Origin of the sequence: Pectobacterium polonicum (assembly GCF_005497185.1) — a bacterium.
Taxonomy (GTDB): Bacteria; Pseudomonadota; Gammaproteobacteria; order Enterobacterales; family Enterobacteriaceae; genus Pectobacterium; species Pectobacterium polonicum.
Map to the genome: position 1 here is coordinate 18920 of NZ_RJTN01000017.1, position 25874 is coordinate 44793.

Consider the following 25874-nt stretch of genomic DNA (forward strand, 5'->3'; position numbering starts at 1 on the left):
TCATAGAAAAAATTCATTTTTTCTCGTTTCCGGGAAACTTTTCCTTTTTATGCGGGTCTGACTTACTGAAAGACGCGCATTTATTATCATCATCCCTATTAGAGATGTTTATTTGGCCACAGTTTCTGTGGCCTTTTCTTTTTAATTCGCCGCCAGATAATCGGCAAAACTCATCGTATCTTCAGACTCAATCTGACGTTGGCGCTGCCAGGATTTCTCACTCGCCGCAGCCAATTGTTCTTCCGTCAACACCTGTAGCGGTTCGCTGCTGAGCATTTTGCGATATTCTTCCGCTAAATTCAGTCCCACGCTACCATTGCCTTCTTGCTTCATCAACGCTAATAGTCGACCAGAGAAGGTCGTTTCTGGATCGTCAAACCCCACAAGCAGCTCATCGCATACCTGCTGATAGTGCGGTTGATTGTTTTCAGCGTCCAGCACTTCCGCAACGCGACGTAAATCCGCAAACAGGGATTTCCCCACCTCAGCAATCGGCTGCTGGATGGTTTCACACCGCATTCCCACCGTTTGCCCTGGTTTACGACCTTCAAGGATCACTCGGTTCCAGTTTTTACGCGTACACAGTAGCTCATCCGCGCTCATTTCCGGTGCATCCGCCAACGCACACCAGATCAGGAATAAATCCAGGAAACGCACCTGACTTTCACTCACCCCGGTCGGAGAGAACGGGTTGATATCCAACGAACGGACTTCAATATATTCAATTCCGCCGCGCAGCAGAGCATCAGATGGTGTTTCTCCTGCTCGCGTCACACGTTTCGGACGAATCGGTGCATAGAGCTCGTTCTCAATCTGCAAGACATTCGTATTCAATTGTAGATAACGACCATCCTTCATCATACCAACCTGAGCATATTCGTCAGATGGCGTTTTTATCGCACGTTTTAACGCCGCGACATAGGTATCCAGATCGTTAAATGTAATCCCCAGATTGTTCTGTGATTTATTGGTATAGCCTAAATCACTGAGCCGTAGAGAAGTGGCATAAGGCAGGTAAAGCATGCCTTTTTCCGTACGCTCAAACGGCAGTGCGGTTTCTCGCCCTTTCAGGAAAGAAGAACAGATCGCCGGAGAAGCACCAAACAAGTAAGGGATCACCCAACCAAAGCGGTAATAATTGCGAATCAGTCTGAAGTATCCCGCTGATATGGCTTTTTTACCGCTTTCTGCATCAGCCACACCCTCTCGAGCCTGCCAGAATGACAACGGCAGGGAGAAATTATAATGCACGCCGGAAATGGTCTGCATCAATGCGCCATAGCGGTTTTTCAGCCCTTCGCGATAAAGCGTTTTAAAACGCCCAATATTTGAAGAGCCATACTGCGCCAGCTCGATATTTTGCTCGCTGTCGATAAAGCACGGCATGCTCAATGGCCACATCCGCTCATCGCCTAGATTACGGGAAACATGACGATGAATATCGCGCAAAAACGTCAGCAGATGATCGACATCGCCGTCAACCGGCGTAATAAACTCCAACAGCGCTTCAGCAAAATCTGTCGTAATCCACGGGTGTGCTAACGCTGAGCCCAATATTTCAGGGTGTCCTGTCGTAGCAAGGTGTCCGTTTTCTGTTACGCGCAACGTTTCGCGTTCAATTCCACGCTGAATACCCTTCACTGCCAGTGGGTGTTTTTCCAGCCAAGAAAGTGCTTCTGAAATGTCCGGGATCAAATCGACCTCCCGTTGTTAAAATGTAATTGTTGTAAGCATAATTGAAACTCAGTAGTGCTCACCAGCTCACATCGCAATCTGGCTAAGACCACCACGCCATCCCCTGTAACGTTATACCTGTCAATACGATATAGCGCAGCGCTTTTCCAATACCGATAAAAACCGCCGATTTCACCCAGGGCATACGTAACCAACCCGCTAACACGCATAATAAATCGCCTACTACCGGCACCCAGCTAAATAACAGCGCAGCACAACCATAACGCTGTAACCAGCGCATGGCCACCGTATGCCCAGCTTGTTGTTTTGGCTGAGGGAGTAAGCGCCCTATAAAAATATTTGTTAATCCGCCCAGCGTATTTCCTACCGTTGCCACGATGATCAGCAGATAAGGTTTTGCGCTATCAGCCAACAATAATGTCACCAGCAGTACTTCCGAACTGCCGGGCAACAGTGTTGCACTGAGCAGGCTACTCCAGAAAAGAGAAAAAACGGCCCAGAACTCACTCACAGTGTACGGACGTCAACCACAGCCATATTGGCTCGCTTAGCCGCTTCAATACCGTAATCAGCGTCTTCAAACACGATACAGTGTTCCGGTGCGACAGAAATCAACGCGGCGCAACGCAGAAAAGTATCGGGAAAAGGCTTATGCTGCGTGACATCATCTGCACCGACGATCGCATCAAAATAACTATGCAGCCCCAAATGGGTTAGCAGTCTATCAGCCATTCCATGCGTGCTACCCGTGCCAACTGCCATAGGGCGCCGTCCGCGATAATGCCTAACCACATCAATCAGCGGTAGGGGTTTTACTGTATCCAGCAGCATTTCCTCAACAACAGCCGTTTTTTCCGCTGCCAGTTGGATAGGATCAATATCAGCCTGATAGCTGTCAATAATACGCTGCGCAATACGCCAGGTAGGCGAGCCGTTCAATGCTGTCATAGCACTGGCGTCATAATTCATCCCATACCGGGCAAGCACCAGATCCCACGCTTTATGGTGTGTAGGTTCTGTATCGAGTAGGGTGCCATCCATATCAAAGATCAGCCCTTGATAGCGATCGTACATCATGACTCCATGCTCACTGAAAAGAGAGCTTACTTTATCGTAAAGTGAAAACGTTGTCGCTTACTCAATAACCTTATAAAAAACAGGTTATTACTACCATAGTGGTAAGAAAACCTTTATTTGTTCACCAATTCAATATCGATATAAAGACAGAATAAGAGCAAGAATTAAGCTATGGACGTGATGAGTGAAATATCGTTCTGAATAGGCAAGGGAAAATAATGATGCTATCGCGCTAAAAGCAGATAGGGAACGATTGATAAAACAGAAGTGGTATATCTTAGATATAGTGCCTGACTTACGATTGCCCTTCTAATCGTTCTTATACGATGTGATTCGTACGTATAACCCACGCTAAAATAAGAAACAGAGCAATAGTTTTATTGATATAGAATATGGTGCATCCGGGAGGATTCGAACCTCCGACCGCTCGGTTCGTAGCCGAGTACTCTATCCAGCTGAGCTACGGATGCAGAGTGTGGTGCAGAAACATGGGGTGAGCAATTAAACGAGATACTTAAGAATGGTGCATCCGGGAGGATTCGAACCTCCGACCGCTCGGTTCGTAGCCGAGTACTCTATCCAGCTGAGCTACGGATGCATTACTGATTCTTCATCTACGACAAAAATTGCTTTTACTAATACCGCTTGCCTTGCAAAGGCAATATTTAATGGTGCATCCGGGAGGATTCGAACCTCCGACCGCTCGGTTCGTAGCCGAGTACTCTATCCAGCTGAGCTACGGATGCAGATTAAATGGCGGTGAGGGAGGGATTCGAACCCTCGATGCAGCTTTTGACCGCATACTCCCTTAGCAGGGGAGCGCCTTCAGCCTCTCGGCCACCTCACCTTACATTACCTGTTTGCTACTAAGAACTTCTTGTTAGTGCTCACCGGTACTGCGTGGCGCACATATTACTTTCCCAGACTTATAAGTCAAACAATTTTTCCCACCTTACGTTCGTTTGAACAATTCGCATCCAAGACGCGCATTTTCACAACAAAAAGTCTGTTTTATCGACAGAAAAACAGGCGGTTACCTTGCCAAAGGAAGCGCGCAATAAAAATAGATATATCGATAAATGTGTGGGAGAAAAGCGGGAAGTGGCAATTGCGTCCCGCGAACACGAGACGCATTGTCAATCAATATGACGTCGGTTGAGATTTTTCGGCCTGAATACGCTGATAGATCTCTTCACGGTGGACAGAAACCTCTTTAGGTGCGTTAACACCAATACGCACCTGGTTGCCTTTCACTCCTAATACGGTAACCGTTACCTCATCGCCGATCATGAGGGTTTCGCCAACTCGACGAGTCAAAATAAGCATTCTTTGCTCCTTGAAAGATTATAAAGAGTCGGGTCTCTCTGTCTCCCCGCCATTATCCATCATGTGCTGTGAAAACGTAAACCTAGCCGATGGTATAACCACCCCATCACACTTCGGCTCGTTACTACTTGTTAGTTTAGTCGATATCAGTAGCTTGTGCTTTTGTTATCACAACAAGAGGGCTTAGCATATAACGCCTCAGAATGTCTGAAGGTAACATACTTCCCCCCCCCTGTTTAACGAATCCTTTTCCGCAGACAAAAACGCCACAACCAGAAAGTTATGGCGTTTTTGTGGGATAACGCAAATAAAACGTTATCTATCGCTTATAACTTAGCAACAACCCAAGGCTCAACGCTAGCTAACGCGCCAGGCAATGCCGACACGTCTGAACCACCAGCCTGAGCCATATCAGGGCGACCACCGCCTTTGCCGCCAACCTGTTGGGCAACAAACCCTATCAGTTCGCCAGCTTTTACGCGGTCAGTTAGATCTTTCGTCACACCAGAAATCAAGCTAACCCGGCCTTCTGCCGCCGTTCCGAGAACGATAACGGCAGACCCGAGTTGATTTTTAAGGTCGTCAACCATCGTGCGCAGCAGTTTAGGATCGACATTATCCAGTTGCGTAACCAGCAACTTCACACCGTTAATCTCTTTTGCTTTACCGGACAGGGACGAGCTTTCCTGCGCGGCTTGCTGAGCTTTCAACTGCTGAAGCTCTTTCTCCAATGCTCGCGCACGATCCAGAACAGAGCGTACCTTATCCGTCAGGTTGTGACTATCCCCTTTAAGCAGTTGCGCAATGTCTTGCAGAACGTCGCTCTGGCGATGCAGCGCGGATAGCGCATTCTCGCCCGTGGTCGCTTCAATACGACGCACGCCAGCAGCAGTACCTGACTCAGAAATGATTTGGAACAGTCCGATATCACCAGTACGACTTGCATGCGTACCGCCACAAAGTTCAATGGAGAAATCCCCCATCGTCAGAACACGGACATGGTCATCGTACTTCTCGCCGAACAGCGCCATTGCGCCCTTCGCCCTCGCATCATCCAACGCCATAACATCCGTTTGCACGGTAAGGTTACGGCGGATTTGCGCGTTAACGATATCTTCAACCTGACGAATTTGCTCAGGTTTCATCGCTTCCGTATGTGAGAAGTCAAAACGCAGATAGCTATCGTTAACCAGAGAACCTTTCTGTGCGACATGATCGCCCAAGACCTGACGGAGCGCGGCATGCAGCAGGTGCGTTGCAGAGTGGTTCAGACGAATGCGATCGCGGCGTTGGCTATCAACGTTTGCATCGACACTGTCGTTAACACGCAGTGTCCCCTGAGTTAGTTTACCGACATGGCCGATTGCCTGACCGTATTTCTGCGTATCCTGAACGGCAAAGCTGACGCCCGCATTTTTCAGTTCACCCTGGTCACCAACCTGACCGCCGGATTCACCATAGAATGGCGTCTCATTCAGAATCACGACGGCTTCATCACCTGCCGCAATCTGATCGACCGCGTTTCCATTATGATAAAGCGCGATCACCTTCGCTTGCTGCTGCGTTTTTTCGTAGCCGCAGAATGGCGTGTTTTCATCCACTCGAATGAGGCTGTTGTAATCCACACCAAATCCGCTGGCCTCGCGAGCACGCTGACGCTGAGCCGTCATCGCAGATTCAAAACCTTTCTCGTCAACTTTTAATCCACGCTCGCGGCAAACATCCGCAGTGAGGTCGACAGGGAAACCATAAGTGTCATATAGGCGGAAGACAGTTTCACCATCCAGGGTATCCCCTTTCAGGTTTTTAATTTCCTCATCTAACAGAGATAACCCGCGTTCTAACGTGCGGGCAAACTGCTCTTCTTCCATCTTCAGCGCTTGCTCAACTACCGATTGCTGCTTTTTCAATTCGGCAGCCGCAGGACCCATGACTTCAATCAGTGGCGCAACCAATTTATAAAAGAAGGCATCCGTTGCACCCAGCATATTACCGTGACGCGCAGCACGACGAATAATACGGCGCAGGACATAGCCACGGTTTTCATTAGACGGCATCACGCCATCGGCAATCAGGAACGCACAAGAGCGGATATGGTCTGCGATAACACGCAACGATTTATTGGTTAAATCGGTTGTACCGACAGCTTTCGCTACCGCATCAATCAGCGTCTTGAACAGATCAATGTCATAGTTTGAATTGACATGTTGCAATACCGCAGAAACACGCTCTAAGCCCATACCCGTATCGACGGAAGGCTTCGGCAGTGGCAGCATTGTGCCGTCAACCTGGCGGTTGAACTGCATGAACACCAAATTCCAGATTTCGATATAGCGATCGCCATCCTCATCAGGGCTTCCCGGCGGGCCACCCGCGATATGCTCACCGTGATCAAAGAAAATTTCGGTGCATGGACCACACGGCCCCGTCTCGCCCATCTGCCAGAAGTTATCAGAAGCGTAAGGTCCGCCTTTGTTATCACCAATACGAATAATTCTTTCGCGCGGCACGCCAACTTCATCAGCCCAAATGTCGTAAGCTTCATCATCCGTTGCGTATACCGTTACCCACAATTTTTCTTTTGGCAGATTGAACCACTGGGGAGACGTCAGCAATTCCCACGCATAGCGAATCGCATCATGCTTGAAGTAATCACCGAAGCTGAAGTTACCCAGCATTTCAAAAAAGGTGTGGTGGCGTGCGGTATAACCTACGTTTTCCAGGTCATTATGTTTACCACCGGCACGTACGCAGCGCTGCGAGGTCGTCGCTCGGACATAGCTGCGTTTATCCAGCCCGAGGAACACATCTTTGAACTGGTTCATACCCGCATTGGTGAATAACAATGTCGGATCGTTGTTCGGCACCAGAGAGCTGCTATCAACAACCTGGTGTCCCTTACTGTGGAAAAAATCGAGAAACGCTTGACGGATCTCAGCGGTGCTCTTGCTCATAATTGTCCTGGAATCAAGCTAGAAGAACAGATCGCGGGCAAGGTTAGTCCAGCATGCTGACGTTACCGAGCAACTCACGAACAAAAAAGTGGGAATAAGATAAATTTTCTTCGATGGGAAGTAAAATCCCGTGTGCGTTCAATCTGAAAAATTCGTATAGATTGACTGGATTTCTTCATGAAAAAAGCCACGATAGAGCAGATATCGCTGATGTTTGACTTTGTCTTTCCATTCATCGGACAGAGGATGCCCGAATTTCCGTTCCACAACCGATTTAGCAAGCGCACACCAGTCAATATCACTCTCGTTCAGTGCCGTGGCTAATATTGTTTTGTCGATTCCTTTCTGGCCCAGCTCCATTTTAATCCGCTGGACGCCATAGCCTTTGCGGCTCCGGCTGCTGATATAGCGGCGAGCATAGCGCGCATCATCCAGCCAACCATGCTCCTTACAATAAGCAATAGCCGCTTCCACATCTTCTGCCGCAGCCTGGGCTGTGGATTCGTCTACTTCACCTTCTACGCTTTCTGACTTATATAAATACGCCGCACATTTGCGGCGTATTTCGGTTTCACTATAATCGCGCACAGAAAGCACGTTCATCGCATAGCGTAATGGTTTATTCATCCATCTATCCGCTGACGTGCTCTATCACAGGTAGTTCAACCACCATTAGAATTCTTCGTTGCCTTCGCCAGCGAATTCATCTTCGTCATGGCTATTTCCAGCGGCGGCTGGCGTCAGTTCATTGCCTTTGTGTAGCAACATTTCACGCAACTTTTTATCCAGCTCAGCAGCAATCGCCGGGTTCTCTTTCAGGAAATTACAGGCGTTTGCTTTACCCTGACCGATCTTGTCGCCGTTATAGCTATACCAGGCACCGGCTTTTTCGATCAGTTTGTGTTTCACACCCAGATCAACCAGCTCACCGTGGATATTGATGCCTTCACCGTACAAAATTTGGAACTCAGCCTGCTTGAATGGCGCCGCGACTTTATTTTTCACAACTTTAACACGCGTTTCGCTGCCGACAACTTCTTCACCTTCCTTGATAGCGCCAGTACGACGAATATCTAAACGAACAGAAGCGTAAAATTTCAGGGCATTACCGCCAGTGGTGGTTTCAGGGTTACCAAACATCACGCCAATTTTCATACGGATCTGGTTGATGAAGATCAGCAGCGTATTGGCTTGCTTCAGGTTACCCGCCAGCTTACGCATAGCTTGGCTCATCATACGTGCCGCAAGGCCCATATGAGAGTCACCGATTTCACCTTCAATTTCAGCTTTCGGCGTCAAAGCAGCTACAGAGTCGACAATGATAACGTCAACAGCGCCAGAACGCGTAAGCGCATCACAAATCTCCAACGCCTGCTCGCCGGTATCCGGCTGAGAACACAGCAGGTTATCAATATCTACACCCAGCTTTTTCGCATAAATGGGGTCCAACGCATGTTCAGCGTCGATGAACGCACAGGTTTTACCTTCGCGCTGAGCAGCAGCGATCACCTGTAGAGTCAGCGTAGTTTTACCGGAAGATTCTGGTCCATAAATCTCAACGATACGCCCCATCGGTAAACCGCCGGCGCCCAGAGCAATATCAAGGGACAAAGAGCCTGTAGAAATGGTTTCAACATCCATTGAGCGATCCTCGCCCAACCGCATGATAGAACCTTTACCAAATTGCTTTTCGATTTGGCCCAGTGCTGCCGCAAGTGCCTTTTGTTTGTTCTCATCAATAGCCATTTCTGCTCCTGTCATGCGGCGTAGCTCTGCTGTCTCTACGCGGCTGCTTAATCATGAATTGCCGAATAATTACTGACATTATACTGTATGCGTATACAGCATCAAGGTTATTTTTTCAGAAATGCGTCGAGCAGCGTTTGCAGCGCAAAATGCACGGATTGCAGGCGTACCGTATTTCGGTCTCCGCTAAATCGCATTTTTTGGGCAAATCCCCCGCCCTGCTTGTCAGTGAAGCCAAACCATACCGTGCCGACAGGTTTCTCTTCCGTCCCCCCATCTGGCCCCGCGACGCCACTTACCGATATGGCAAAATCTGCACTGGCGGCCTGCAACGCTCCTGCGGCCATCTCATTGACCACATCTTCACTCACAGCACCATGCCGCTCCAATGTCTCTGCGCTCACATTTACCAGGCGCTGTTTAGCCAGATTGCTATATGTCACAAAGCCGTAGTCAAACCAGCCGGAACTGCCTGCGACATCGGTAATAGATTTAGCCAGCCAGCCCCCAGTGCAGGATTCTGCACACGTCAACGTGGCACCGCGGGCTTTCAGTTTTTCACCCACTAAAGCACTTAACCGCAGAATGTCATCTTCCGTCATTGTCGCCTCATAGTAATCAAGGATGGTTTGGTCAGGGTAACACTTTTCCCCAAAAAAGACGCCCCGCTACGCAGGATGCGATGCGCCTAGCAAAGAAGATGAAATAGGATGAAAAATGAGAGAAGCCGATGAAAATTGAATAGAAAGAAACCGGATAATGATGCAAAGAACAGTGTGACCTGAATCGTTCATTGGTCGGCAGGGTAAAAGGATGGAGTAATTAATAATGATAGCGTGATTTACATACAACCCGCACAACTGGTGCATCGCCAGTCGTGTTTATTTATAGCCTGAAAAAAATATCTAAAATAACATTCCTCGATAGGTACATTATTCTCTTCAAAGCTATCAGCAAGCCAGTCGATATTTTCCAGAATCCAATCATCCTCATCTAATCCGTCACGGTACATTTCGTCATCAGGATCGATGATAGAGTAAATCCCCATCGTTCCCATATGATTTTCTTTATATTTTTCCGGTAGCGAAAAATCTTTTTCTTTATAAGAGATTAACCAATGGCCATGACAAAGCAGGTTGCCATTACGGCTCCATTTGGCAACAAATGGATTATTCATATTTATTACTCATCAGCGTAAAAGCTGATTATAAACGTATCACGACGAACTGATAAAGTAAATCACGACAATCAACACATTATTCACGGGACAAAAAATATGGACAAAACCCTATTACACCTTAATAGGTATAACCTCATTAATCATAAATTGACAAATATCAAATAATATAAAAATAAAATATATAAACAGGGAGGTGAAAATAAAAAAAAGCCCACTAATAATAGTGGGCGGGGTATAGCTATTATCGTTATATAAAAACCCTGGTGTTTTGCGGCACTTCATTCGGCTTCTGTCTGATACTTACAGTACCGAATGAACATTAACGTAACATTAGGCGCGTAAAAATTTTGGCTATTGCTGCGATAGCCTGTACCAACTCTACTGCCAACCTCCTCCAACTTTGCTTCGCTGGTCGATATCAGTCAGAATGGCGTTCATCTGCCCATAAAGGGGTAACAATCCATTAGGGAGGATGACGGGTGTTTCCCTCTTTCTTAAGACGAATAGCAGTGAAAAACGGCAGCTATGCCAATGAAATCAGCGGCAGTATCACGATCAATCGGCCGGAAGAATACTTGTTTGATCTTTGGCGAAAACCGGAAACGTTGCCGATCCTGATGGGCCACTTCGCGAGTATTGAGATACTGAACCATACCGACTCTAACTGGCGAATTAACACACCGATTGGTGCACTCATTGAGTGGCAGGCTCGTATTATTGACGAAAAACCGGGGGAATATATCCACTGGCGTTCACTGGAAGGCGCGCGTGTTCCTAATGAAGGCCGGCTTTCTTTTCGGCCAGCCTCGGCAGAAGCGGGGACAACCGTAACGCTGACCATTCGCTACAATCCACCAGGAGGCTTGATCGGAAAAAAGATCGGCCAAATGTTTGATATGTTTTCTCGCGAGATGCTGACTAAAACGCTCTATCGTTTTAAAAAATTAGCGGAAGGTGAGTTGGCATAGGGCACCACCGCGACAGGTCATTATTGACCATTTTCCTGAACTGACAAAAGCGCCCCAATAAAGAGGAACGTAGAATGCTGGAATTGATTCAAACCATTGGTCTTGGTCTGGTGTTAATCCTGCCACTCGCGAACCCACTGACGACGGTAGCGGTATTTTTGGCGATGTCCGGCAACATGAGCGAAGGGGAACGCAATCGTCAGATCTTTCAGGCCTCGCTTTATGTCTTCATTATCATGACTGTCGCGTACTATGCGGGTCAGATCGTGATGAATACCTTCGGTATTTCCATCCCTGGATTACGCATTGCTGGCGGGCTCATCGTGGTATTTATCGGCTTTCGCATGCTTTTTCCTCAGCAAAAACCAGAACATGCGCCCGAAGTCAAAAGCAAAAAAGAAGAAATTAACGACAGTTTCTCCGCCAATGAAGTCAACATCGCCTTCGTTCCACTGGCGATGCCTAGTACTGCTGGGCCAGGCACCATCGCCCTCATCATTAGCTCTGCATCACAAATCAAAAGCGGCGTCGATATTACGCCATGGGTGATTACCGTCGCCCCCGTCCTCACTTTTATGTTAATCAGTCTGATCGTCTGGCTCAGTCTGAAAAGCTCTGGCCTGATTATGCGGCTGATTGGGAAAAGTGGTATTGAAGCCATTTCACGGCTGATGGGGTTCCTGCTGGTTTGCATGGGTGTACAGTTCATCATTAATGGCACACTGGAGATCGTGCATTCTCTCCATTAAGCTGAATGATAATAGCAGTATCAGCACATTGCCAAATAGCCCAGTTAGCGTCTATAACTTTGAATAGCGGGGTTTATTCAACGGCCGTAAGAGATGTTCAGCCCGTGTTACATAACAAATTTTATATAACAATAAGAAAGATTAATTTTTGCTTACCTAACGGAAAGTAGGGGCGGCCAATCATGAAAATAAGAAAGCGGTTCCCAGTCAATTTACGTTCACTCATTTTGTCCCTCGCAATTATCAGTATGATCGTTACGCTGACGAATGCTTATATCGCCGTTTATAATGTACAAAAAAAGCTCATTACCGATCAGATACTTAGTTCAAACCTTAATTACTCCACCAAATTAGCAGCCACCACAGAAAGTTTTTTATCTTCCGCACAGCAGGAGTTAGCCTACAGTGCGATATCGATGGCGGATAGTTTTAGTGACGATGATGTGCTGTTAGAGAAAAGCGAACAAACATTCCGCATGAGCCAAAGTTTTAATTCGGTTTTCGTTGCGGATAGCCAGAACCGCATACACGCGGTTTACCCAACATCGCTCAACCTGAAAGGAAGCACGCTGACCTCAGATGCCAGCAAGCTAGCGCTAGAGGAAAAAAAACCGTTAATTAGCCAGCCTTATATTTCCCTTACAGGAAATCTCATCGTGCTGGTTTCCTCCCCCATCAAAGATAAACAAGGCAATTACCTTGGCTACATCGGCGGAACCATTTATTTAAAAAGCAAAAGCGTGTTAAACGAGTTCATGAATACTCATTTCTATAACGATTACTCCAGCGTTTATGTCATCGATAAAAATGGAATTGTTCTCTACCATCAGGATAAACAGTGGGTCGGCAAGCCCGTTAACGACAAGAAAATCAAGGAAGCCTTTCAGAACAAAAAGAGCGGAACGCTTGCCATACCCGATATGCGAGGCACTCCGTCTCTGGCTGGGTTTGATACTGTGGCGTCATCCGGCTGGGTTATCATTACCTTACATCCCTATCAAAATGTACTCGATTCACTTAACAACGTCATGCGGTCCGTCTTATACGAAGGTGCACCGGTGATGGCATTAACGCTGATTGCACTGACCCTGCTTGCCTTCTCTATTGCCAACCCTTTGCGCTTGCTGGCCGTTTCTGCCAGTAAAATGGAGGAGCCCGACGTCATTGAAAAAATCAAGAAAGTTCCCTCCTGGTATTTTGAGGTGGACCAGCTAAAACGCGTCATTCTTTTCGGTACGGTGCTGTTACACAAGCGGATCGGCAAGCTGAGTTTGCAAGCCCACACCGACCCACTCACCGGGCTACTCAATCGCCGTGGTATCTATGAGAATGTTGAACTCATTCTGTCAAAGAGCCATCAGGTTGCCGCTATCGTGATTGATATCGATCATTTCAAACGCGTCAATGACACCTATGGGCACAATGTCGGCGATGACGTCATCAGGCTGTTGGCTAACAACATAAAACAGGGTTCACGAGAATCCGATCTGATTTGTCGCACGGGTGGGGAGGAATTCCTGGCGCTCTTACCCGATACAGATATGGAGCAAGCCGCCGAGATTGCCGAACGGCTGCGTAAAAAAGTTGAAAAAATGCCGCTGCCGATTCCTGAAAACATCACGATTTCATTAGGCGTCACCTGTTTTACTCCAGGAACAGAACAAATCGATAGCATATTGAAAACTGCGGATGACGCCCTCTATCAAGCCAAGCATGAAGGTAGAAATCGAGTCGTTACCAAAATCCCCCCCGAACATTCGCTCAAAAAAGATACAAATTAGGCACACACACAGCGTTAGTCTAATGGGCTGAATCGCAGGCAAAAAAAACCCCGCACGAGGCGGGTAAGGTCATTCTAATGACAGGGATGGTTAACTACACAACACTCACAGAGATGTGAGGTACTGACAAGGGATGCAAGGACTATAGCAAGCCAAATGTATAGTATTGTCATCAGCAAGTAAGGTTAGTCTACCGGTTGTAAAACAACATTGGTAAGGCTTTCCCTTGCCGTAATATCTCGCTATTTCAGCCCACTCCCCTAATAGCCATTAGGCATTTTTCGCCTTCATCAACGCGATCATCAGTGCCATCATCGTCAACACGCTGGCAAGCCCGCCGACCATCATCCATCCCCCCTGATGCCAGGCCGCTATCGCAACGGAGGAACCTGCAGCACCGCCCAGAAACATACCGCCCATGAATACGGTATTAATTCGGCCTCTGGCGGCCTCACCAAGCCCATAAATCACATGTTGATTGGCAATTAGCGCGCTCTGAACACCAAGATCGAGCAGTACAACACCGATAACCAGGCCAATAAGGGAATCGAAGCTGATGAATATCCCCCATGAGAGCAGCGTCAACAACGTACCCGCGATCACCACAGGGCGACTACCGACTCGATCAGCCAATTTTCCCGCCAGCGGTGCGACAAGAATGCCAGCCACGCCGATCGCACCAAAGAGACCCGCCGCCGCCGCGCCCATCTGAAAACGCCCGCTTCCCAAATACAGCGCAAGTACGCTCCAGAATGCGCTGAAAGACGCAAACAACAACGCCTGAACCAACGTAGCTTTGCGTAATACACGCTCACTCCGCCATAGCGCCACCAGCGAACGCATCAGTTCACTGTAGCGAATGCTCTGATTCGATGGCAAAGTCGGTAGCATTCTCCCCATCGCCCATGCTCCTGCCAGCGCCAAAGGCACACCCAGCCAGAACATCGCACGCCAGCCCGCACTTTCCGCCACCACACCCGCAATCGTACGACTCAGCAAAATTCCGCTTAACAACCCGCTCATCACCGTTCCGACAATCGCGCCACGCTGTTTTGCATCGGCGAGCACTGCGGCAGCAGGAACAATCTGCTGTGCGGCGGTAGCACCAAAACCAATCAGTAACGAAGCACTTAATAAAGAAAAAGCCGATGTCGACAATGCAACAAACGCAGAAGCTAGCGCCAGCATCAAAAACTGCCACACGATCAGCCGACGACGATCAAACTTATCACCGAGCGGAACCAGCAGCAGCAACCCAAGCGCATAACCTAATTGCGTTACCGTCGGCATAAGTGAGACCGCGCCACTCGACGTAAAACTTTCTCCTATCACGCCCAGCATAGGCTGGTTGTAGTAGATATTGGCAACAGAAATACCGCTGGCTGCGGCCATTGAGAAAATCAATAATTTGCCGGGAGCACGCGGTGTCCTGACATCGATTTCGTTGGATAATGTACTCATCATCATACCTGTTTATGTCTTTCCCGCCGGACGTCGGCAAGCGATGAGCACAGAATAAGACGCCGAGCTCATTCCTAGTAGAGCGGTAGAATGGATATCAGCTATTCCGAATGGGAATGAATCAGGAAAAGAGACGTTGAACGAAACCAGTAAAGATTCTGGCACGGGCTGATGTCATACGGCCTCCAGGGTAGACAGCCCACAGATCCATCTTACCTAGCGTCCATGAGTCCAGTGCAGTGATGACCTGCCCGCTTTCAAGCTCTGGTGCAAACATCCATTCAGATGCAACCGTCACCCCAGCGCCAGACAGCACAGCAGCACGCACACCTTCCGCCGCAGAAACACGGATACGCCCATTGGGGAATACCGTGGTCTGTGTTCCATCTTGAGAAAAAATCCAGCGATCGGTTTTCTCTCCCTGCAAATAGATGACAGATGGATACGCAGCCAGTGCATTAGGAGAAACAGGTATGCCATGAACGGAAAAATAGTTGGGTGTTGCTAACAGGTGCATAGTACACGAGGCCAGCCGCTGGGCGATCAAACTTGAATCCTTCATCTCGCCCAAACGCAGTGCTACATCAATGCCTTCAGCAATCAGATCGATCGGACGATCGTCGAGAATGACATCAACGTTGAGCTGTGGATGTTCGGCCATAAATTCATGGAGTCGCGGCATAATATGCAGTCTGGCAAAGGTGACGGGCGCGCAGATGCGCAACCGACCAGACAGCGCGGCATTCCCGCTAACCACGCGCTCTTGAGCCTCTCCCAGCATCGTTAACGCGGGAGCGACTTGCTCATAAAAATGCTGTCCGGCTTCTGTTGGCGTCAACCCTCGGGTAGAGCGAATCAACAGCGTAGTTGCCAATTGTTTTTCAAGCTGCATGATCGCTTTAGAAACCGCTGGCTGACCAATACCGAGTCTACGGGACGCGGCGGAAAACGACCCGGTTTCAAAAACGCAGATAAATGTTTCCAACGCGCTCAAGCGATCCATTATCTCTCTTCTGCAAAGGGGTGGCACGGCATCATACCGCAATCCAGCCTGGGTAACGCAGACTCGCTATCATGCCGCCCTTTCAGCAGCGGCGAATCACATTCACTTTACCACCGCCCCTATGAGGTATTACTCTGATGGCATGACTTGTCATGACCGGGCGCGCACATTTTCGCGGCCTTTTTCAAAATGTTACGAGGCGATGCATGAAACTTTTCATTTACGAACACTGCCCATTCTGTGTCAGAGCCAGAATGATTTTTGGTCTGAAAAATCTGCCTGTTGAGCAATCCGTCATTATGGAAGGCGACGTTGACACGCCAACGCGCATGGTCGGCCGCAAAGTGGTGCCGATCCTGCAAAAAGAAGATGGCAGCTTCATGCCAGAAAGCATGGATATCGTCCACTATGTCGACAGCAAGCAAACACCGTTAATCGCCGACCAACCCGTTGATGCCGATATTGAAGCCTGGTGTAAATCCGTTTCCAGCGCGGTATTTAACCTTGCGGTTCCTCGCTTCACGAAAGCCGATTTCAAAGAGCTTTCTACACCAGAAGCGCGTCATGCCTATATCCTGCGTGAAGAAAAAGCCTTCGGCGATCTGGATGCGTTGATAGCAAAAACGCCAGAGCTGATTGCAGAAGTGGAGCAGAAACTCGACGCGCTGGAGCCGCGTTTGGCAAACGTTAATGCCATTTCCACCACTGATTTTATTCTCTTCCCGATCTTACTGTCGCTCACGATCGTGAAAGGCGTGCAGTTTGGCCCTAACGTTCACGCCTACCTTGAGCGCGTATCAGAAGCCAGTAAAGTCGCCTTATTGACCGATAAAGCGCTGTAAGCATAATACGATTCGCAATAGCGTTATGGGGCATAGCGTTACCCCATAACGTGTGGCAGATTTCAATACGTGTTATATGAAATCATGGCTATATGAAGTCATGACGACATAGAGTAAGCCTTCCCCTACCTAGTGCCAGGCCGTCCTCCTTTGATTAACTAGCGCATTAACTTCAGCGTTAATCAGAGCAAACGCATCATAGCTTGCATAATCTGCCTTAATCCATCTTGCGCGCTGTAAATAGCCTGGGTCCTCTAATATTTCGATGACAGACTGCTTAATCTGCTGTTCACTCGGCGTACTGGTTTGTAAGTTAATCCCGCATTTAGCAAACACCACACGCGCGGCACTTTCCTGTTTATCTTCACCGACGCCAGCCACAATTAATGGAACGCCATCTTTCAGCGCGGAATTAATCGAACCATATCCACCATTGGTGATAAATATCGATGCTCTTGGCAGCCAGTCATCATAAGAAAGGAAACTGACCACCCTGGCATTTTCAGGCAATGAGGCTTGTAGCGCATCAACCGAACGTCCCCCCGTGGTCGCCAGCACCCTGACGGGTAAATCCGCGAGGGCGCGCAGCGTTGGCCCGATGAGCTGCTGGAGATCGACATTCGCCAGTGTTCCTTGTGAAACGATAATAAGCGGTCGGCTGTCATCTGGTGCCCACCATTGCGGAACACGCTCTGCTGCGATGTGATGGGATAATGGCCCAATAAATCGCACGCTCTGTGGCAAATCATCCCGCTGGTACTCAAGTTCCGTGGTCGATAATTGCAAGAAACGATCGCAATGAGCAATGAGCGCATCCATAAAAGGCTGCTCAAGCGGCTTTCCTCCCGCCTGCACCATCACATCATTAAACACATGCTGAACGTCGCTCAAGAACCCCCTCGTTTCTTCATCCACCAGTTGTTCATGACTCAAGTCAGGCGGCAGCAATTTAGGTGGAATACGAGGTCCATAGAAAACAGAATCTCGCGTCGAATAAGACAGCGGCGTCACGCCTACCGCAATGACCGGCGGCCGCTGACCAGACAACAACAGCGGTAAAACACCATAAAAACAGTTTTCAACGATGAGCAGGTCGGCATGCGTCTTTGCCAACGCGTCACGCAATTGGCGATCCAGCAATGGAATGGGTGCAGCGAAGAAATTCTTCAGTGCCAGAGCCATCTGCGCGTTGCCCGGCGGCAGCGTAGCTCGCAGAGGGAAGTGCTGCTCCAGGTGCCTGTAGTCGAAATCAATCTCATCGCTAAAAGGGATAAAACCAACCCCTACAGCCTCTGCCTGCTCACGGAACAACGCGCCGCTAAACAACGTGACATCGTTTCCCTGCTCAACCAAATAGCGAGCGATAGTCAGCAAAGGATAAACATGTCCCGGCGTTGCCATCGACGCCATGAGAATATGTGCCATGGTGCTTTCCCTTATGCCGCGTTATCAATGCAGGTATTCACGCAAATCGGGGTGCCCTGAATATGCACACGTTGCAAATGACGAGCCGAATGAGCCGTAAAGGCTTCACGTCCATGCAGCAGCGAGAAGTTGTCGGCTATCACCACATCACCCTGTAGCCATTTATGCGCATAGTAATAACGGGGATCGTACAAATGCTGCCGTAGCGTCTGGCTAAATGCGCTTTGCGCTTCCGGTGTGACATTATGGTATTCCAGCGCATGCTGGTTGAGAAAACGCTCCCCTTCGGTTGTCGGTTCGTTATAGCGCATAATCTCCCCAACGCCGTTAGGATGAGGAATGATTAATGGGGAAGTCACTTCGCCACCATAATGCACAACGGCTTTAATACGATAAGTAATTGAAACACGACGCCACTCATCGACTAACTGTGCGTCAGTCTCTGCCAACAAGCGCGTGGTATCAACGAAAGTGGTACGTCCCCCCTGATCCTGTCCCGGCGCAGAAACGCAGTGGAACAGTTGGAATTCGGGGATAGTGGGCTTGTACATTCCATCCCAGTGTAGCGGCACATAGCTGTTATCAAAGATATGATCCTTGGTATCTGCATGTTCCTTCACATCCAGTATCGCCCCGAAAGGCCACATCATGATTTCCCCCCAGTGGCCAGCATACTCGGTCAACGTTTCAGGATCGGAAAACCCAGAGGAAAAACCGCGTAATACCAAGAGATGATGCTCGCGAGCAAGTTCACGCAGTGTCTCGATCGGCAGAGTGGCGATGCTCTGCCCTACTTCAGCAGGCGTCAACAACGCACCAAAAGGGGAAAGCGTTTCAATGCGACAGTTCATGCTGTTCTCCATCATGTATATTCCTTTATAAGATGACAATTATCGATGTCTCGACGAATGATAAGGCGAGAAAAATACGCTTACGCCACATCATGCTGCTTGACGACGTAATAACTAGGCGTACCGCGGATCTCCACGACTTCACCAGCCAACTGCTGTGCATCAGTATTCTTCATAAGCACAAACTGGCCATTAACATTGGCGGCGACACCATGCCAGGGCGTCAACCAATCGTCCTTCGTGGGCATCATATGAATACCCAGCTTCAGGCTGTCCGAAGGCTGAGGGTGAATAGACAGACGAATAGCCTCTGGGAAATTTTCAGCAAGCAGGTTGCCCCACGCCCAACTGCGCTGAATAACGCCACACGCACGCTTTTTGGCATCTTTCTGTAACGCCGCATTAGAGCCGGTATAGTCTGGTCGCAGGCTATCTTCATAGAGAAAGCGGGTGATTGAACGGTAAAGCTGCAAGCCTTCTTCGCTCTGCATGAGTTGCGATTTAATCTCTTCTTCCGATTCAGCATAATCCTCAACCAGTCGCTGGCGAAGATGATCGTAATCAGCAGTAAGCGCAGCCATGTTCTCTACATCTTTAAGATTAAAAACACTGAGATGAATAGCCCCCAATTCATGCAATAAGTTTTCAATTTCATGCTGGTAGGCATTAATGGTTTCGTCGCTAGTTCCAATTAGATCGCCAAATACATGCCCATCAGAGCAAATACGGATATGGGCTCCAGGCGGGTAATAAAGCTGAATGCGCTGGCATAACGAATTTAAAAATATCAGAGACAGGCGTTCCGCCATATCCGGTTTTCTACCCAGAACCTTATAAGGGCTAGGCGATTTTACCGGGAACGCAGGTAGAATAAGTTCAATACGGCTATTTTTATCAACAAAAGCACGAATCCTGGGTAATTGTACCTGAGTCACCAGGGCCTCTTCTTCACTAACGGCTTTCGTCGAGTGAGTGAATCTACGCCGATATTGAATTAACTCACTTAATATTAGCGATGAAACTAATTCATTATTTATTATATCCAAAATAACCTCATTAATTTACATTAATTTAAAAAACGGAATTAACTGCATAGCCATGTCGAAGAAACAATAAAATAAAACCCCTTGTCGAGTACAAAAAAAATACTGAATAACATATTCAGTATTTTTATTTACACTGCTAATAATTAACTTTGGATATAAAATAAATATAATGAGGATTAATTATTAAAACCGTGGATAAGTGGCAATACAGATTGATCTCTCCCTTTGTTCAGTACCGTACATCGCGTCCCTGATTATTTGCCACCCCAGTAAATTCCGCTCCCGCATTGTAGAAGTCGCGTCCCGTTGCACCCAGCACAACGGCAAGCCCAACCCGCCCTCTACCATCAGCCTTAAAGGCCGCTGGCTCTAAGAGTCCGGCTTCATCACCGAATATGTTCGTCACTGTCACGGTAGAGCGGGGAAGGATTATTATTGAGACACAGATTAATTTGTAGCAACTGACCAGACTATAAAATAATAGCCGAAAGGATTGTCAGGGCACTTCCTTATTTTTCTTCAATCCTGTAATGGTTCGGATCTGACCAAGATATAATCTTGTACTTATCTGTATAAACGTTTTGTTCTTTATAAAATCCCATAATTTCTGATGGATAGCCCCCATAGCCAAATACAAAAAAAGCATCAAAGTTAACTAAATATTTAATGAGCTCTAATTTCTCACCTTCATCTTTTACCGTTTTAACCATAAACTGGCCAGAAACTAAAAAACCAAGATCTTCTACTGTCTTTACTGATTCACTCCCCTTAACTCTGAGCTTTACTGTATTAGTTGAAATATCACTTACAACAATAGAATTATCAGGAATCACATTCATAATACATTTACTCTGAGTATAGCTGGAGTCGATATGGAAACAGGGTTTATAACCATTTCAGATGCTCCTCCCGGCAAATTTTTCCCCGGACCAAGGAAGCAATCATTACCACCCAATCGACTTCTAAGCTGCATATTTTTTATCCTTTCTATTTTCCTGGCATTGAATCCATCTTTCAGAGATCCAGGGTGTAACCCCACATCCTTTTCGATTCTTTCCACCATAGATCTGGAAATAGAAATTTCCTTTAGCCCCATCAAAATATTTAAGCTCACCTTCTCTATCTGTAACAAAGGTTTCATCTCTTCCTATTGGGGGATATTGATCCCAGCTTGTCGGACTAATGTTATACCCGACATCGTATTTTAACATTTTGGCTTGACGGGCTCTTGCACAATCAACTCTTGACGAACCTTATTTCGAAGTCAGCCCAAGAGGATCTACCCAACTTAAAGGTTTTTCAACCAACCGTAAGGATCGACAATCGCTTCTGGATTTTTCATTTTTTAATAACATTTAGATATTATTTTCAGTATCTTTTAAAACCTGCTTAAAGTCTTTTTTACCCCTACAGCCATTCCTGCGATAGACAATCCATAACGTGCAAAATCACGTGCGACATCTATATTACCCCTTAAAAAATTATAATTCATACACATTGATATTAATCTAACAGATGTAACACTATCAAATTCAGCAGGAATATTCCCATCCTTAATGTTGTCGATACTCAGATGAGAAAAAACATCATCGATAGAACTAAAAAAATCAAAAAATGCCCATGTTTTTTCTTCTAGTTCCTTAATAACCAAAGAGACACCATTTGGCGAATTTAACAATTCGATACTTAGCATTTCGTCAGTAGATAATCGAGTACGGATATAGCAGTCAATCTCTCTTTTAGGAAGAGATTGACTATTTATCTGAGCAAAGATGGGATGAACACCTAAATTTATAAAAAAAATGTCTCCTGTGGTTTTTTTCTGAAGATTAATACAATTCAAAAAACCATTATTCTCCCTAAAAAAATCAGCACCACTCTCTTTAGAGAAACCATTTGAAATAAAAAAATCTTTCATTAACGTGGTATTCATTGCATCACCTATCGATAAACAATTGGTACTCCATGTTTATTTAGCACATTTTCACAGCCATAAGACATCTTGTAAATACCCACTCAATTCTAAGCACATCATTCACCTGACCATCCGCCCCTTTCAGCGCCTGACGCAGCAGCAGCCTCATCGGACTCCATTCGTGGCGTATGCGGCGCAGCTTTTCTCACTCCACCGTGTGGATGAACGGCAACGGCTGGTATAAACCGATGCCCAGCGACGACAGCGACCACGCCAGTTACCCTAGTGCCAGAATACCGTCCGCATCCGGGCTGGCTGCTTTGGTCACCTGCCCTCCACGTCATAGTCCAGTTCCGCGATGCCGTCCGTCTCTCCGGCTGCTTTCCACGCCGTGATGCGCGTTAATTATTATTGAGATGCAGATTAATTTGTAGCAGCTGACCAGACTATAAAATAAAAATCCAGAATGATCACGGCGATCATTTTCGGCATTTTCATTAATCTTTCAATTTCGTCTTAAATTTATTAAGTGAACAATAGAATCTTGATATTAAATTCGTCCACTCTTGATAGGTAACACCTTCAATATAATAATCACCCAACCATTTAGGATGACAGCGTGATAATAAATTATCTATAGCAGACTTTCTAACCCCTATATTTTCACTCTCATCAACAATTATCTTTATAAAACTTTCTATTTCCATGGCCTCGTTATTAATAGAAGAAAAAGTAAGATAAACACATATTTCCTTTCCTATATCAATCATGCTCATGGCATCAATCTCGTGGCTCCCGAATATTTTCCTCCGACAGTCACAACCTGCCATTCCCCGCCGACTTTATCAGCTCCCGATTGAGGTTGAGGTGCTGCCTGTCCTTCCAGCAATACCTGATCCCTAGTTAGCATAACTTTGCCTTGGTAAGTTGCATTATTAGTTTGAGGAAGTGCTAAATTAGTCCTTCTTTCTGAAACTGTTATGCCTGCGAAGCCTCGTGTCACATAAACTTGAGAAACAGCGTCTGGAGAACTTCTCCGTGATATCAAATACATCATCTTTATTCCCCTAACTAGCGTAAATTTTTCCCATCGAAGCCATTTACCGTTTCACGCTGAATTTTTATCTAGACATCTACTGTTAATAATTTCCTTGCAGAGTTTCGACTTAATAGGACTTTATGTGAATGTGGATCTTTCTTTTATAAACCTAGAGGAACTCCCCATTCTAACAGATTAAATGCATAACCTTGATGCCTAATACTTCCTGCCAGCCCTATCGGATCAGGCGAAACGTAGTATTCACCAGTCGGGTCGTAGAACCACCGTTCTGGCTGCTGGTGACAAAATCGGTTTCCCCAGCCATTGGGCCCCCAGTGATGCAATGTCACTAGTGCTGAAATTCACAACTTAAAAATTATTCGGATGCTTCAATTAAAATGTTGGTTTTTATTAATTTTTTGACGCGTAAAATTCAATCCACCTCTATATCGTAAAATATTGACTTGAGATTTTTTATAAAATCAATAATTTGTAATAATCTTACGTCAGTATTTTGATAAACGGAACACTCTTCTTCCAATTGATTCATCATTAATAAGTAATGATTGTCCATGTCATCCATTGCGTCATATGCTTCTTGATTGCAAAAATATAACATTTTTATTAAAAATGAATTAAAAATATTATCATCGCATTCTTTAGTATACCCATAAATATGATGAGTAGCATTGACTAATAAATAGCCTTGATACTTAAAATTTTCATCTAGCAAAAAATATAGTTCATCTAATATTAGAGTTTTATAAAAAATCAGTGAGTTATTAGATGTAACGACTAATTCATTTTTTTTAATGAAGTAAGTGGCTTCGTTTTGTATTGAAACATTATCGGAAAAAACATGAACACATTCGGACGAATTAATGATACAGAGAGAATTAATGTCAAGACTAGAGCTTTCGGATGTTTTTTTTAAAACCGAAGGGATAGTTAGTAATAGAAACGAGATTTGACCAGTGATCTTATTTGATAGAAACCAGTCTAGAGAATCTATTTCACTAAAGTTACTACTACCAGAGTTTTTTTCTATGTCTTTTTCTAATTCATAAATGTCAGCATACTGACCCTTCATAGAAATGTTAAAACCCGTAAGATCCCAAATAATAGGTTTCATCTGTCATCCCTCAAACGTTATAAGTATTGCAGGAGGCAAAATCCACCACCTGGTTTAGTAATCATAAACTATGATTTTGATGATCTATTTAATTGTTTTTCTGCATTTAATTTAATAATTCCTATATTTTATTGACAGCGTTTGGATAATCTAAATTTGGCACTCTCGTTATTGATATCTCATCTTTAGAAAGGTTTTGAGAATAAAATTGATTGAGCAGTTCTTGATTATATGGGCTCATTTAAAAACCTCCATTTTTTTCGTCACTTTGTCAATCCAAAAATTAAATATATCAAGTATTTTACCATTTTCTAAACCAATATTAAGTTTCCCTCTTTCACTTTTGAAATACGCATGATTGGCTTTCCTCCAATTCAAAACGAACCAATATACCTTTGTAACCTTCAGAGAAGGCTTGTGTTGGTGATATAAATGTTTCGAAAGTTGGACGTAATCTCCCTGTTTTTTGTAAATGGGTAAAGCCGTCTGGACTCATAGTGCGATATACCCATCATACCTCAAGCTGCTTGTGCGTTGGCTGCGCTCACTCACCCGAATCACTTACTCAAATAAGCTCATCGGGGTTCCCTCACTTGCCGCCTTCATGCAACTCGAATTATTTTGGGTATAGTATATTTCATTTTTACAGCCAGCTAACCCAAATGGACCAACCCACGTATTGGGATTCGGCACATACCCGTAGTTATTATCCCCACCCAGCGCCCCTATCAGGTCAACTGGAATAATTAAACCATCATACTGATCGTATTATCGAAAGAGATCGTTGTGACAGTTTTTTATAAATATCACAGGCTACCATCATACCTTAGCATTCAATTATCTTTCCTACACGATACAACCATACTGATTTTCATGCATTTAGCATTAACGATATATGTAACGCCATCAACCTTAAAAGCCGCTGGCTCGAAAAGTCGGGATTTATTACCGGAATACTAGTGACGGTCACGGTAGATCGCGGAAGAATCATTATTGATACTGAGATTAATTTATAGCAACTGCCCAGATCATAAAATAAAAATGTGGAAAGATCGTGAGATCACTTTCTGCCTTTATTTATATTTTCTTTGATTTAAAATCCACCAAATTAACAACCCAATCATTAAATGACATAAAATCACATTCTTCTATCCATAGCTCTGGTGGAGTTTCTGGATAAAATATCCCATAATTCCCTTCAGATTCACCATCTAATAAAAAACCGCCAAAACACCCAAACTTTGGTATGGATGTAGTTAAAAACAAATCAGGAAATAAATCATCACCATAATTATCAAAAACAGATTTTGAGAACCCTTTTACATCAAAAGGTGACTGTATTTCAATTCCAGAACTGACTTCACCAATGAAAATATCAATAGAACCAACTGTGATTAAAAAAAATTTATAATCATCAGGTAAATTTATTTTACTTACCTTCTCAAAATTAGATAACTCATTTTTATTTAAAATTTTCTTTCTAGAAAAAGAAAATTTTTCACTGGCACCAATATCTATAAGTAATCCATTACTCAGTAAGATCCATTCATTCAGTTTATCACAAGCTTCTTTAATATTCATAATCCTTACCTCCCTAACAAATCCAAAATTTCACCACCCTGTTTATGATAGGACATGTTTTTCATGGGCAGAATCTTCCATGTATATACCCGTCATACTTCAA

Annotated in this window: 25 protein-coding genes and 4 tRNA genes; 5 read left to right on the plus strand and 24 right to left on the minus strand. The window is 45.7% G+C overall.

Annotation, left to right across the window (positions count from 1 at the left end; genetic code table 11):
* Window positions 1-141 precede the first annotated feature (141 nt).
* The 13 genes from gshA to EDI29_RS16085 form a co-directional block, all read right to left on the minus strand.
* Window positions 142-1695, minus strand: a complete 1554-nt coding sequence (gshA, locus tag EDI29_RS16025; RefSeq protein WP_137741681.1) for a glutamate--cysteine ligase — start codon at window positions 1693-1695, stop codon at window positions 142-144.
* 82 nt (window positions 1696-1777) lie between these two features.
* A complete protein-coding gene (locus tag EDI29_RS16030) occupies window positions 1778-2206 on the minus strand; it encodes a YqaA family protein (RefSeq protein WP_137741682.1) in 429 nt (142 codons plus the stop codon).
* The gene (gene yqaB, locus EDI29_RS16035) at window positions 2203-2769 is read right to left on the minus strand and encodes a fructose-1-phosphate/6-phosphogluconate phosphatase (protein WP_137741736.1); all 567 of its coding nucleotides are present in this window, start codon (window positions 2767-2769) and stop codon (window positions 2203-2205) included. The genes EDI29_RS16030 and yqaB overlap by 4 nt, the downstream gene beginning before the upstream one ends.
* 396 nt (window positions 2770-3165) lie before the next feature.
* Window positions 3166-3242: transfer RNA gene (locus EDI29_RS16040), tRNA-Arg, on the minus strand.
* 51 nt (window positions 3243-3293) lie between these two features.
* A tRNA-Arg gene (locus EDI29_RS16045) sits at window positions 3294-3370 on the minus strand.
* Between the two features lie 71 nt (window positions 3371-3441).
* Window positions 3442-3518 (minus strand) — tRNA-Arg (locus EDI29_RS16050).
* An 8-nt stretch (window positions 3519-3526) separates the two neighbouring features.
* A tRNA-Ser gene (locus EDI29_RS16055) sits at window positions 3527-3619 on the minus strand.
* Window positions 3620-3912: 293 nt separating this feature from the next.
* Window positions 3913-4098, minus strand: a complete 186-nt coding sequence (csrA, locus tag EDI29_RS16060) for a carbon storage regulator CsrA (RefSeq protein WP_005972168.1) — start codon at window positions 4096-4098, stop codon at window positions 3913-3915.
* 326 nt (window positions 4099-4424) lie between these two features.
* Window positions 4425-7052 carry an alanine--tRNA ligase gene (gene alaS, locus EDI29_RS16065; RefSeq protein ID WP_137741683.1) on the minus strand — a complete coding sequence of 876 codons (2628 nt, stop codon included), beginning with the start codon at window positions 7050-7052 and terminating at the stop codon, window positions 4425-4427.
* 138 nt (window positions 7053-7190) lie between these two features.
* Window positions 7191-7679 (minus strand): recombination regulator RecX, encoded by a 489-nt coding sequence (gene recX / locus EDI29_RS16070; RefSeq protein ID WP_137741684.1) that lies wholly within the window; start codon window positions 7677-7679, stop codon window positions 7191-7193.
* A gap of 45 nt (window positions 7680-7724) precedes the next feature.
* Window positions 7725-8798, minus strand: coding sequence for a recombinase RecA (gene recA / locus EDI29_RS16075; protein WP_010285348.1), 1074 nt, complete (start codon window positions 8796-8798; stop codon window positions 7725-7727).
* 107 nt (window positions 8799-8905) lie between these two features.
* On the minus strand, window positions 8906-9400 hold the full coding sequence (pncC, locus tag EDI29_RS16080) for a nicotinamide-nucleotide amidase (RefSeq protein ID WP_137741685.1): 495 nt from the start codon (window positions 9398-9400) through the stop codon (window positions 8906-8908).
* Window positions 9401-9639: 239 nt separating this feature from the next.
* Window positions 9640-9975 (minus strand): hypothetical protein, encoded by a 336-nt coding sequence (locus EDI29_RS16085; RefSeq protein WP_137741686.1) that lies wholly within the window; start codon window positions 9973-9975, stop codon window positions 9640-9642.
* Window positions 9976-10457: 482 nt separating this feature from the next.
* Between EDI29_RS16085 and EDI29_RS16090 the strand changes: the two genes are divergently transcribed.
* The 3 genes from EDI29_RS16090 to EDI29_RS16100 all read left to right on the plus strand — a co-directional run bounded on the left by EDI29_RS16090 (window position 10458) and on the right by EDI29_RS16100 (window position 13476).
* Window positions 10458-10946: an SRPBCC family protein gene (locus tag EDI29_RS16090; protein ID WP_137741687.1), complete on the plus strand. Its 489-nt coding sequence runs from the start codon at window positions 10458-10460 to the stop codon at window positions 10944-10946.
* A gap of 74 nt (window positions 10947-11020) precedes the next feature.
* Window positions 11021-11695, plus strand: coding sequence for a MarC family NAAT transporter (locus EDI29_RS16095; RefSeq protein ID WP_137741688.1), 675 nt, complete (start codon window positions 11021-11023; stop codon window positions 11693-11695).
* Window positions 11696-11877: 182 nt separating this feature from the next.
* Entirely contained in the window at window positions 11878-13476 is a 1599-nt protein-coding gene (locus tag EDI29_RS16100; protein ID WP_137741689.1) for a sensor domain-containing diguanylate cyclase, read from the plus strand.
* A gap of 270 nt (window positions 13477-13746) precedes the next feature.
* Here the strand turns inward: EDI29_RS16100 and EDI29_RS16105 are convergent, their stop codons facing one another.
* A complete protein-coding gene (locus EDI29_RS16105) occupies window positions 13747-14937 on the minus strand; it encodes an MFS transporter (RefSeq protein ID WP_137741690.1) in 1191 nt (396 codons plus the stop codon).
* A 121-nt stretch (window positions 14938-15058) separates the two neighbouring features.
* Window positions 15059-15940, minus strand: coding sequence for a LysR family transcriptional regulator (locus tag EDI29_RS16110; RefSeq protein WP_137741691.1), 882 nt, complete (start codon window positions 15938-15940; stop codon window positions 15059-15061).
* A gap of 206 nt (window positions 15941-16146) precedes the next feature.
* On the opposite strand from EDI29_RS16110, the gene grxB reads away from it, so the two are divergent.
* Window positions 16147-16782, plus strand: coding sequence for a glutaredoxin 2 (grxB, locus tag EDI29_RS16115; protein ID WP_137741692.1), 636 nt, complete (start codon window positions 16147-16149; stop codon window positions 16780-16782).
* Between the two features lie 129 nt (window positions 16783-16911).
* Here the strand turns inward: grxB and EDI29_RS16120 are convergent, their stop codons facing one another.
* The 8 genes from EDI29_RS16120 to EDI29_RS16160 all read right to left on the minus strand — a co-directional run bounded on the left by EDI29_RS16120 (window position 16912) and on the right by EDI29_RS16160 (window position 24190).
* Entirely contained in the window at window positions 16912-18207 is a 1296-nt protein-coding gene (locus EDI29_RS16120) for a glycosyltransferase (RefSeq protein WP_137741693.1), read from the minus strand.
* A gap of 11 nt (window positions 18208-18218) precedes the next feature.
* Window positions 18219-19070 carry a TauD/TfdA dioxygenase family protein gene (locus tag EDI29_RS16125; protein WP_241664950.1) on the minus strand — a complete coding sequence of 284 codons (852 nt, stop codon included), beginning with the start codon at window positions 19068-19070 and terminating at the stop codon, window positions 18219-18221.
* Between the two features lie 68 nt (window positions 19071-19138).
* Window positions 19139-20104: an L-tyrosine isonitrile synthase gene (gene pvcA, locus EDI29_RS16130; RefSeq protein ID WP_137741694.1), complete on the minus strand. Its 966-nt coding sequence runs from the start codon at window positions 20102-20104 to the stop codon at window positions 19139-19141.
* Window positions 20105-20613: 509 nt separating this feature from the next.
* On the minus strand, window positions 20614-20943 hold the full coding sequence (locus EDI29_RS16140; protein ID WP_137741695.1) for a hypothetical protein: 330 nt from the start codon (window positions 20941-20943) through the stop codon (window positions 20614-20616).
* The gene (locus tag EDI29_RS16145) at window positions 20940-21245 is read right to left on the minus strand and encodes a hypothetical protein (RefSeq protein WP_241664939.1); all 306 of its coding nucleotides are present in this window, start codon (window positions 21243-21245) and stop codon (window positions 20940-20942) included. Before EDI29_RS16145 ends, EDI29_RS16140 begins: the two co-directional genes overlap by 4 nt.
* A gap of 237 nt (window positions 21246-21482) precedes the next feature.
* The gene (locus EDI29_RS16150; RefSeq protein ID WP_137741696.1) at window positions 21483-22037 is read right to left on the minus strand and encodes a DUF4304 domain-containing protein; all 555 of its coding nucleotides are present in this window, start codon (window positions 22035-22037) and stop codon (window positions 21483-21485) included.
* A 479-nt stretch (window positions 22038-22516) separates the two neighbouring features.
* Window positions 22517-22795: a hypothetical protein gene (locus EDI29_RS16155; RefSeq protein ID WP_137741697.1), complete on the minus strand. Its 279-nt coding sequence runs from the start codon at window positions 22793-22795 to the stop codon at window positions 22517-22519.
* A gap of 696 nt (window positions 22796-23491) precedes the next feature.
* A complete protein-coding gene (locus tag EDI29_RS16160; protein ID WP_137741698.1) occupies window positions 23492-24190 on the minus strand; it encodes a hypothetical protein in 699 nt (232 codons plus the stop codon).
* Between the two features lie 905 nt (window positions 24191-25095).
* Between EDI29_RS16160 and EDI29_RS23160 the strand changes: the two genes are divergently transcribed.
* Window positions 25096-25206: a SymE family type I addiction module toxin gene (locus EDI29_RS23160; protein WP_338325769.1), complete on the plus strand. Its 111-nt coding sequence runs from the start codon at window positions 25096-25098 to the stop codon at window positions 25204-25206.
* 61 nt (window positions 25207-25267) lie between these two features.
* Here EDI29_RS23160 and EDI29_RS16170 read toward each other — a convergent pair whose 3' ends face one another.
* Window positions 25268-25771 carry an SMI1/KNR4 family protein gene (locus tag EDI29_RS16170; protein WP_137741699.1) on the minus strand — a complete coding sequence of 168 codons (504 nt, stop codon included), beginning with the start codon at window positions 25769-25771 and terminating at the stop codon, window positions 25268-25270.
* Window positions 25772-25874: the final 103 nt, after the last annotated feature.

Excerpts from the sequence above, each read along its gene's own strand:
- EDI29_RS16120 (WP_137741693.1), bottom strand. The coding sequence starts at position 18,207 with ATGGCACATATTCTCATGGCGTCGATGGCAACGCCGGGACATGTTTAT.
- EDI29_RS16110 (WP_137741691.1), bottom strand. The coding sequence starts at position 15,940 with ATGGATCGCTTGAGCGCGTTGGAAACATTTATCTGCGTTTTTGAAACC.
- pncC (WP_137741685.1), bottom strand. The coding sequence starts at position 9,400 with ATGACGGAAGATGACATTCTGCGGTTAAGTGCTTTAGTGGGTGAAAAA.
- EDI29_RS16085 (WP_137741686.1), bottom strand. The coding sequence starts at position 9,975 with ATGAATAATCCATTTGTTGCCAAATGGAGCCGTAATGGCAACCTGCTT.
- alaS (WP_137741683.1), bottom strand. The coding sequence starts at position 7,052 with ATGAGCAAGAGCACCGCTGAGATCCGTCAAGCGTTTCTCGATTTTTTC.
- yqaB (WP_137741736.1), bottom strand. The coding sequence starts at position 2,769 with ATGTACGATCGCTATCAAGGGCTGATCTTTGATATGGATGGCACCCTA.
- EDI29_RS16150 (WP_137741696.1), bottom strand. The coding sequence starts at position 22,037 with ATGAATACCACGTTAATGAAAGATTTTTTTATTTCAAATGGTTTCTCT.
- EDI29_RS16125 (WP_241664950.1), bottom strand. The coding sequence starts at position 19,070 with ATGGAGAACAGCATGAACTGTCGCATTGAAACGCTTTCCCCTTTTGGT.
- EDI29_RS16145 (WP_241664939.1), bottom strand. The coding sequence starts at position 21,245 with ATGAAACCTTTGTTACAGATAGAGAAGGTGAGCTTAAATATTTTGATG.
- EDI29_RS16140 (WP_137741695.1), bottom strand. The coding sequence starts at position 20,943 with ATGAATGTGATTCCTGATAATTCTATTGTTGTAAGTGATATTTCAACT.
- EDI29_RS16160 (WP_137741698.1), bottom strand. The coding sequence starts at position 24,190 with ATGAAACCTATTATTTGGGATCTTACGGGTTTTAACATTTCTATGAAG.
- recA (WP_010285348.1), bottom strand. The coding sequence starts at position 8,798 with ATGGCTATTGATGAGAACAAACAAAAGGCACTTGCGGCAGCACTGGGC.
- EDI29_RS16155 (WP_137741697.1), bottom strand. The coding sequence starts at position 22,795 with ATGAGCATGATTGATATAGGAAAGGAAATATGTGTTTATCTTACTTTT.
- EDI29_RS16105 (WP_137741690.1), bottom strand. The coding sequence starts at position 14,937 with ATGAGTACATTATCCAACGAAATCGATGTCAGGACACCGCGTGCTCCC.
- EDI29_RS16170 (WP_137741699.1), bottom strand. The coding sequence starts at position 25,771 with ATGAATATTAAAGAAGCTTGTGATAAACTGAATGAATGGATCTTACTG.
- csrA (WP_005972168.1), bottom strand. The coding sequence starts at position 4,098 with ATGCTTATTTTGACTCGTCGAGTTGGCGAAACCCTCATGATCGGCGAT.
- recX (WP_137741684.1), bottom strand. The coding sequence starts at position 7,679 with ATGAATAAACCATTACGCTATGCGATGAACGTGCTTTCTGTGCGCGAT.
- EDI29_RS16095 (WP_137741688.1), top strand. The coding sequence starts at position 11,021 with ATGCTGGAATTGATTCAAACCATTGGTCTTGGTCTGGTGTTAATCCTG.
- EDI29_RS16100 (WP_137741689.1), top strand. The coding sequence starts at position 11,878 with ATGAAAATAAGAAAGCGGTTCCCAGTCAATTTACGTTCACTCATTTTG.
- grxB (WP_137741692.1), top strand. The coding sequence starts at position 16,147 with ATGAAACTTTTCATTTACGAACACTGCCCATTCTGTGTCAGAGCCAGA.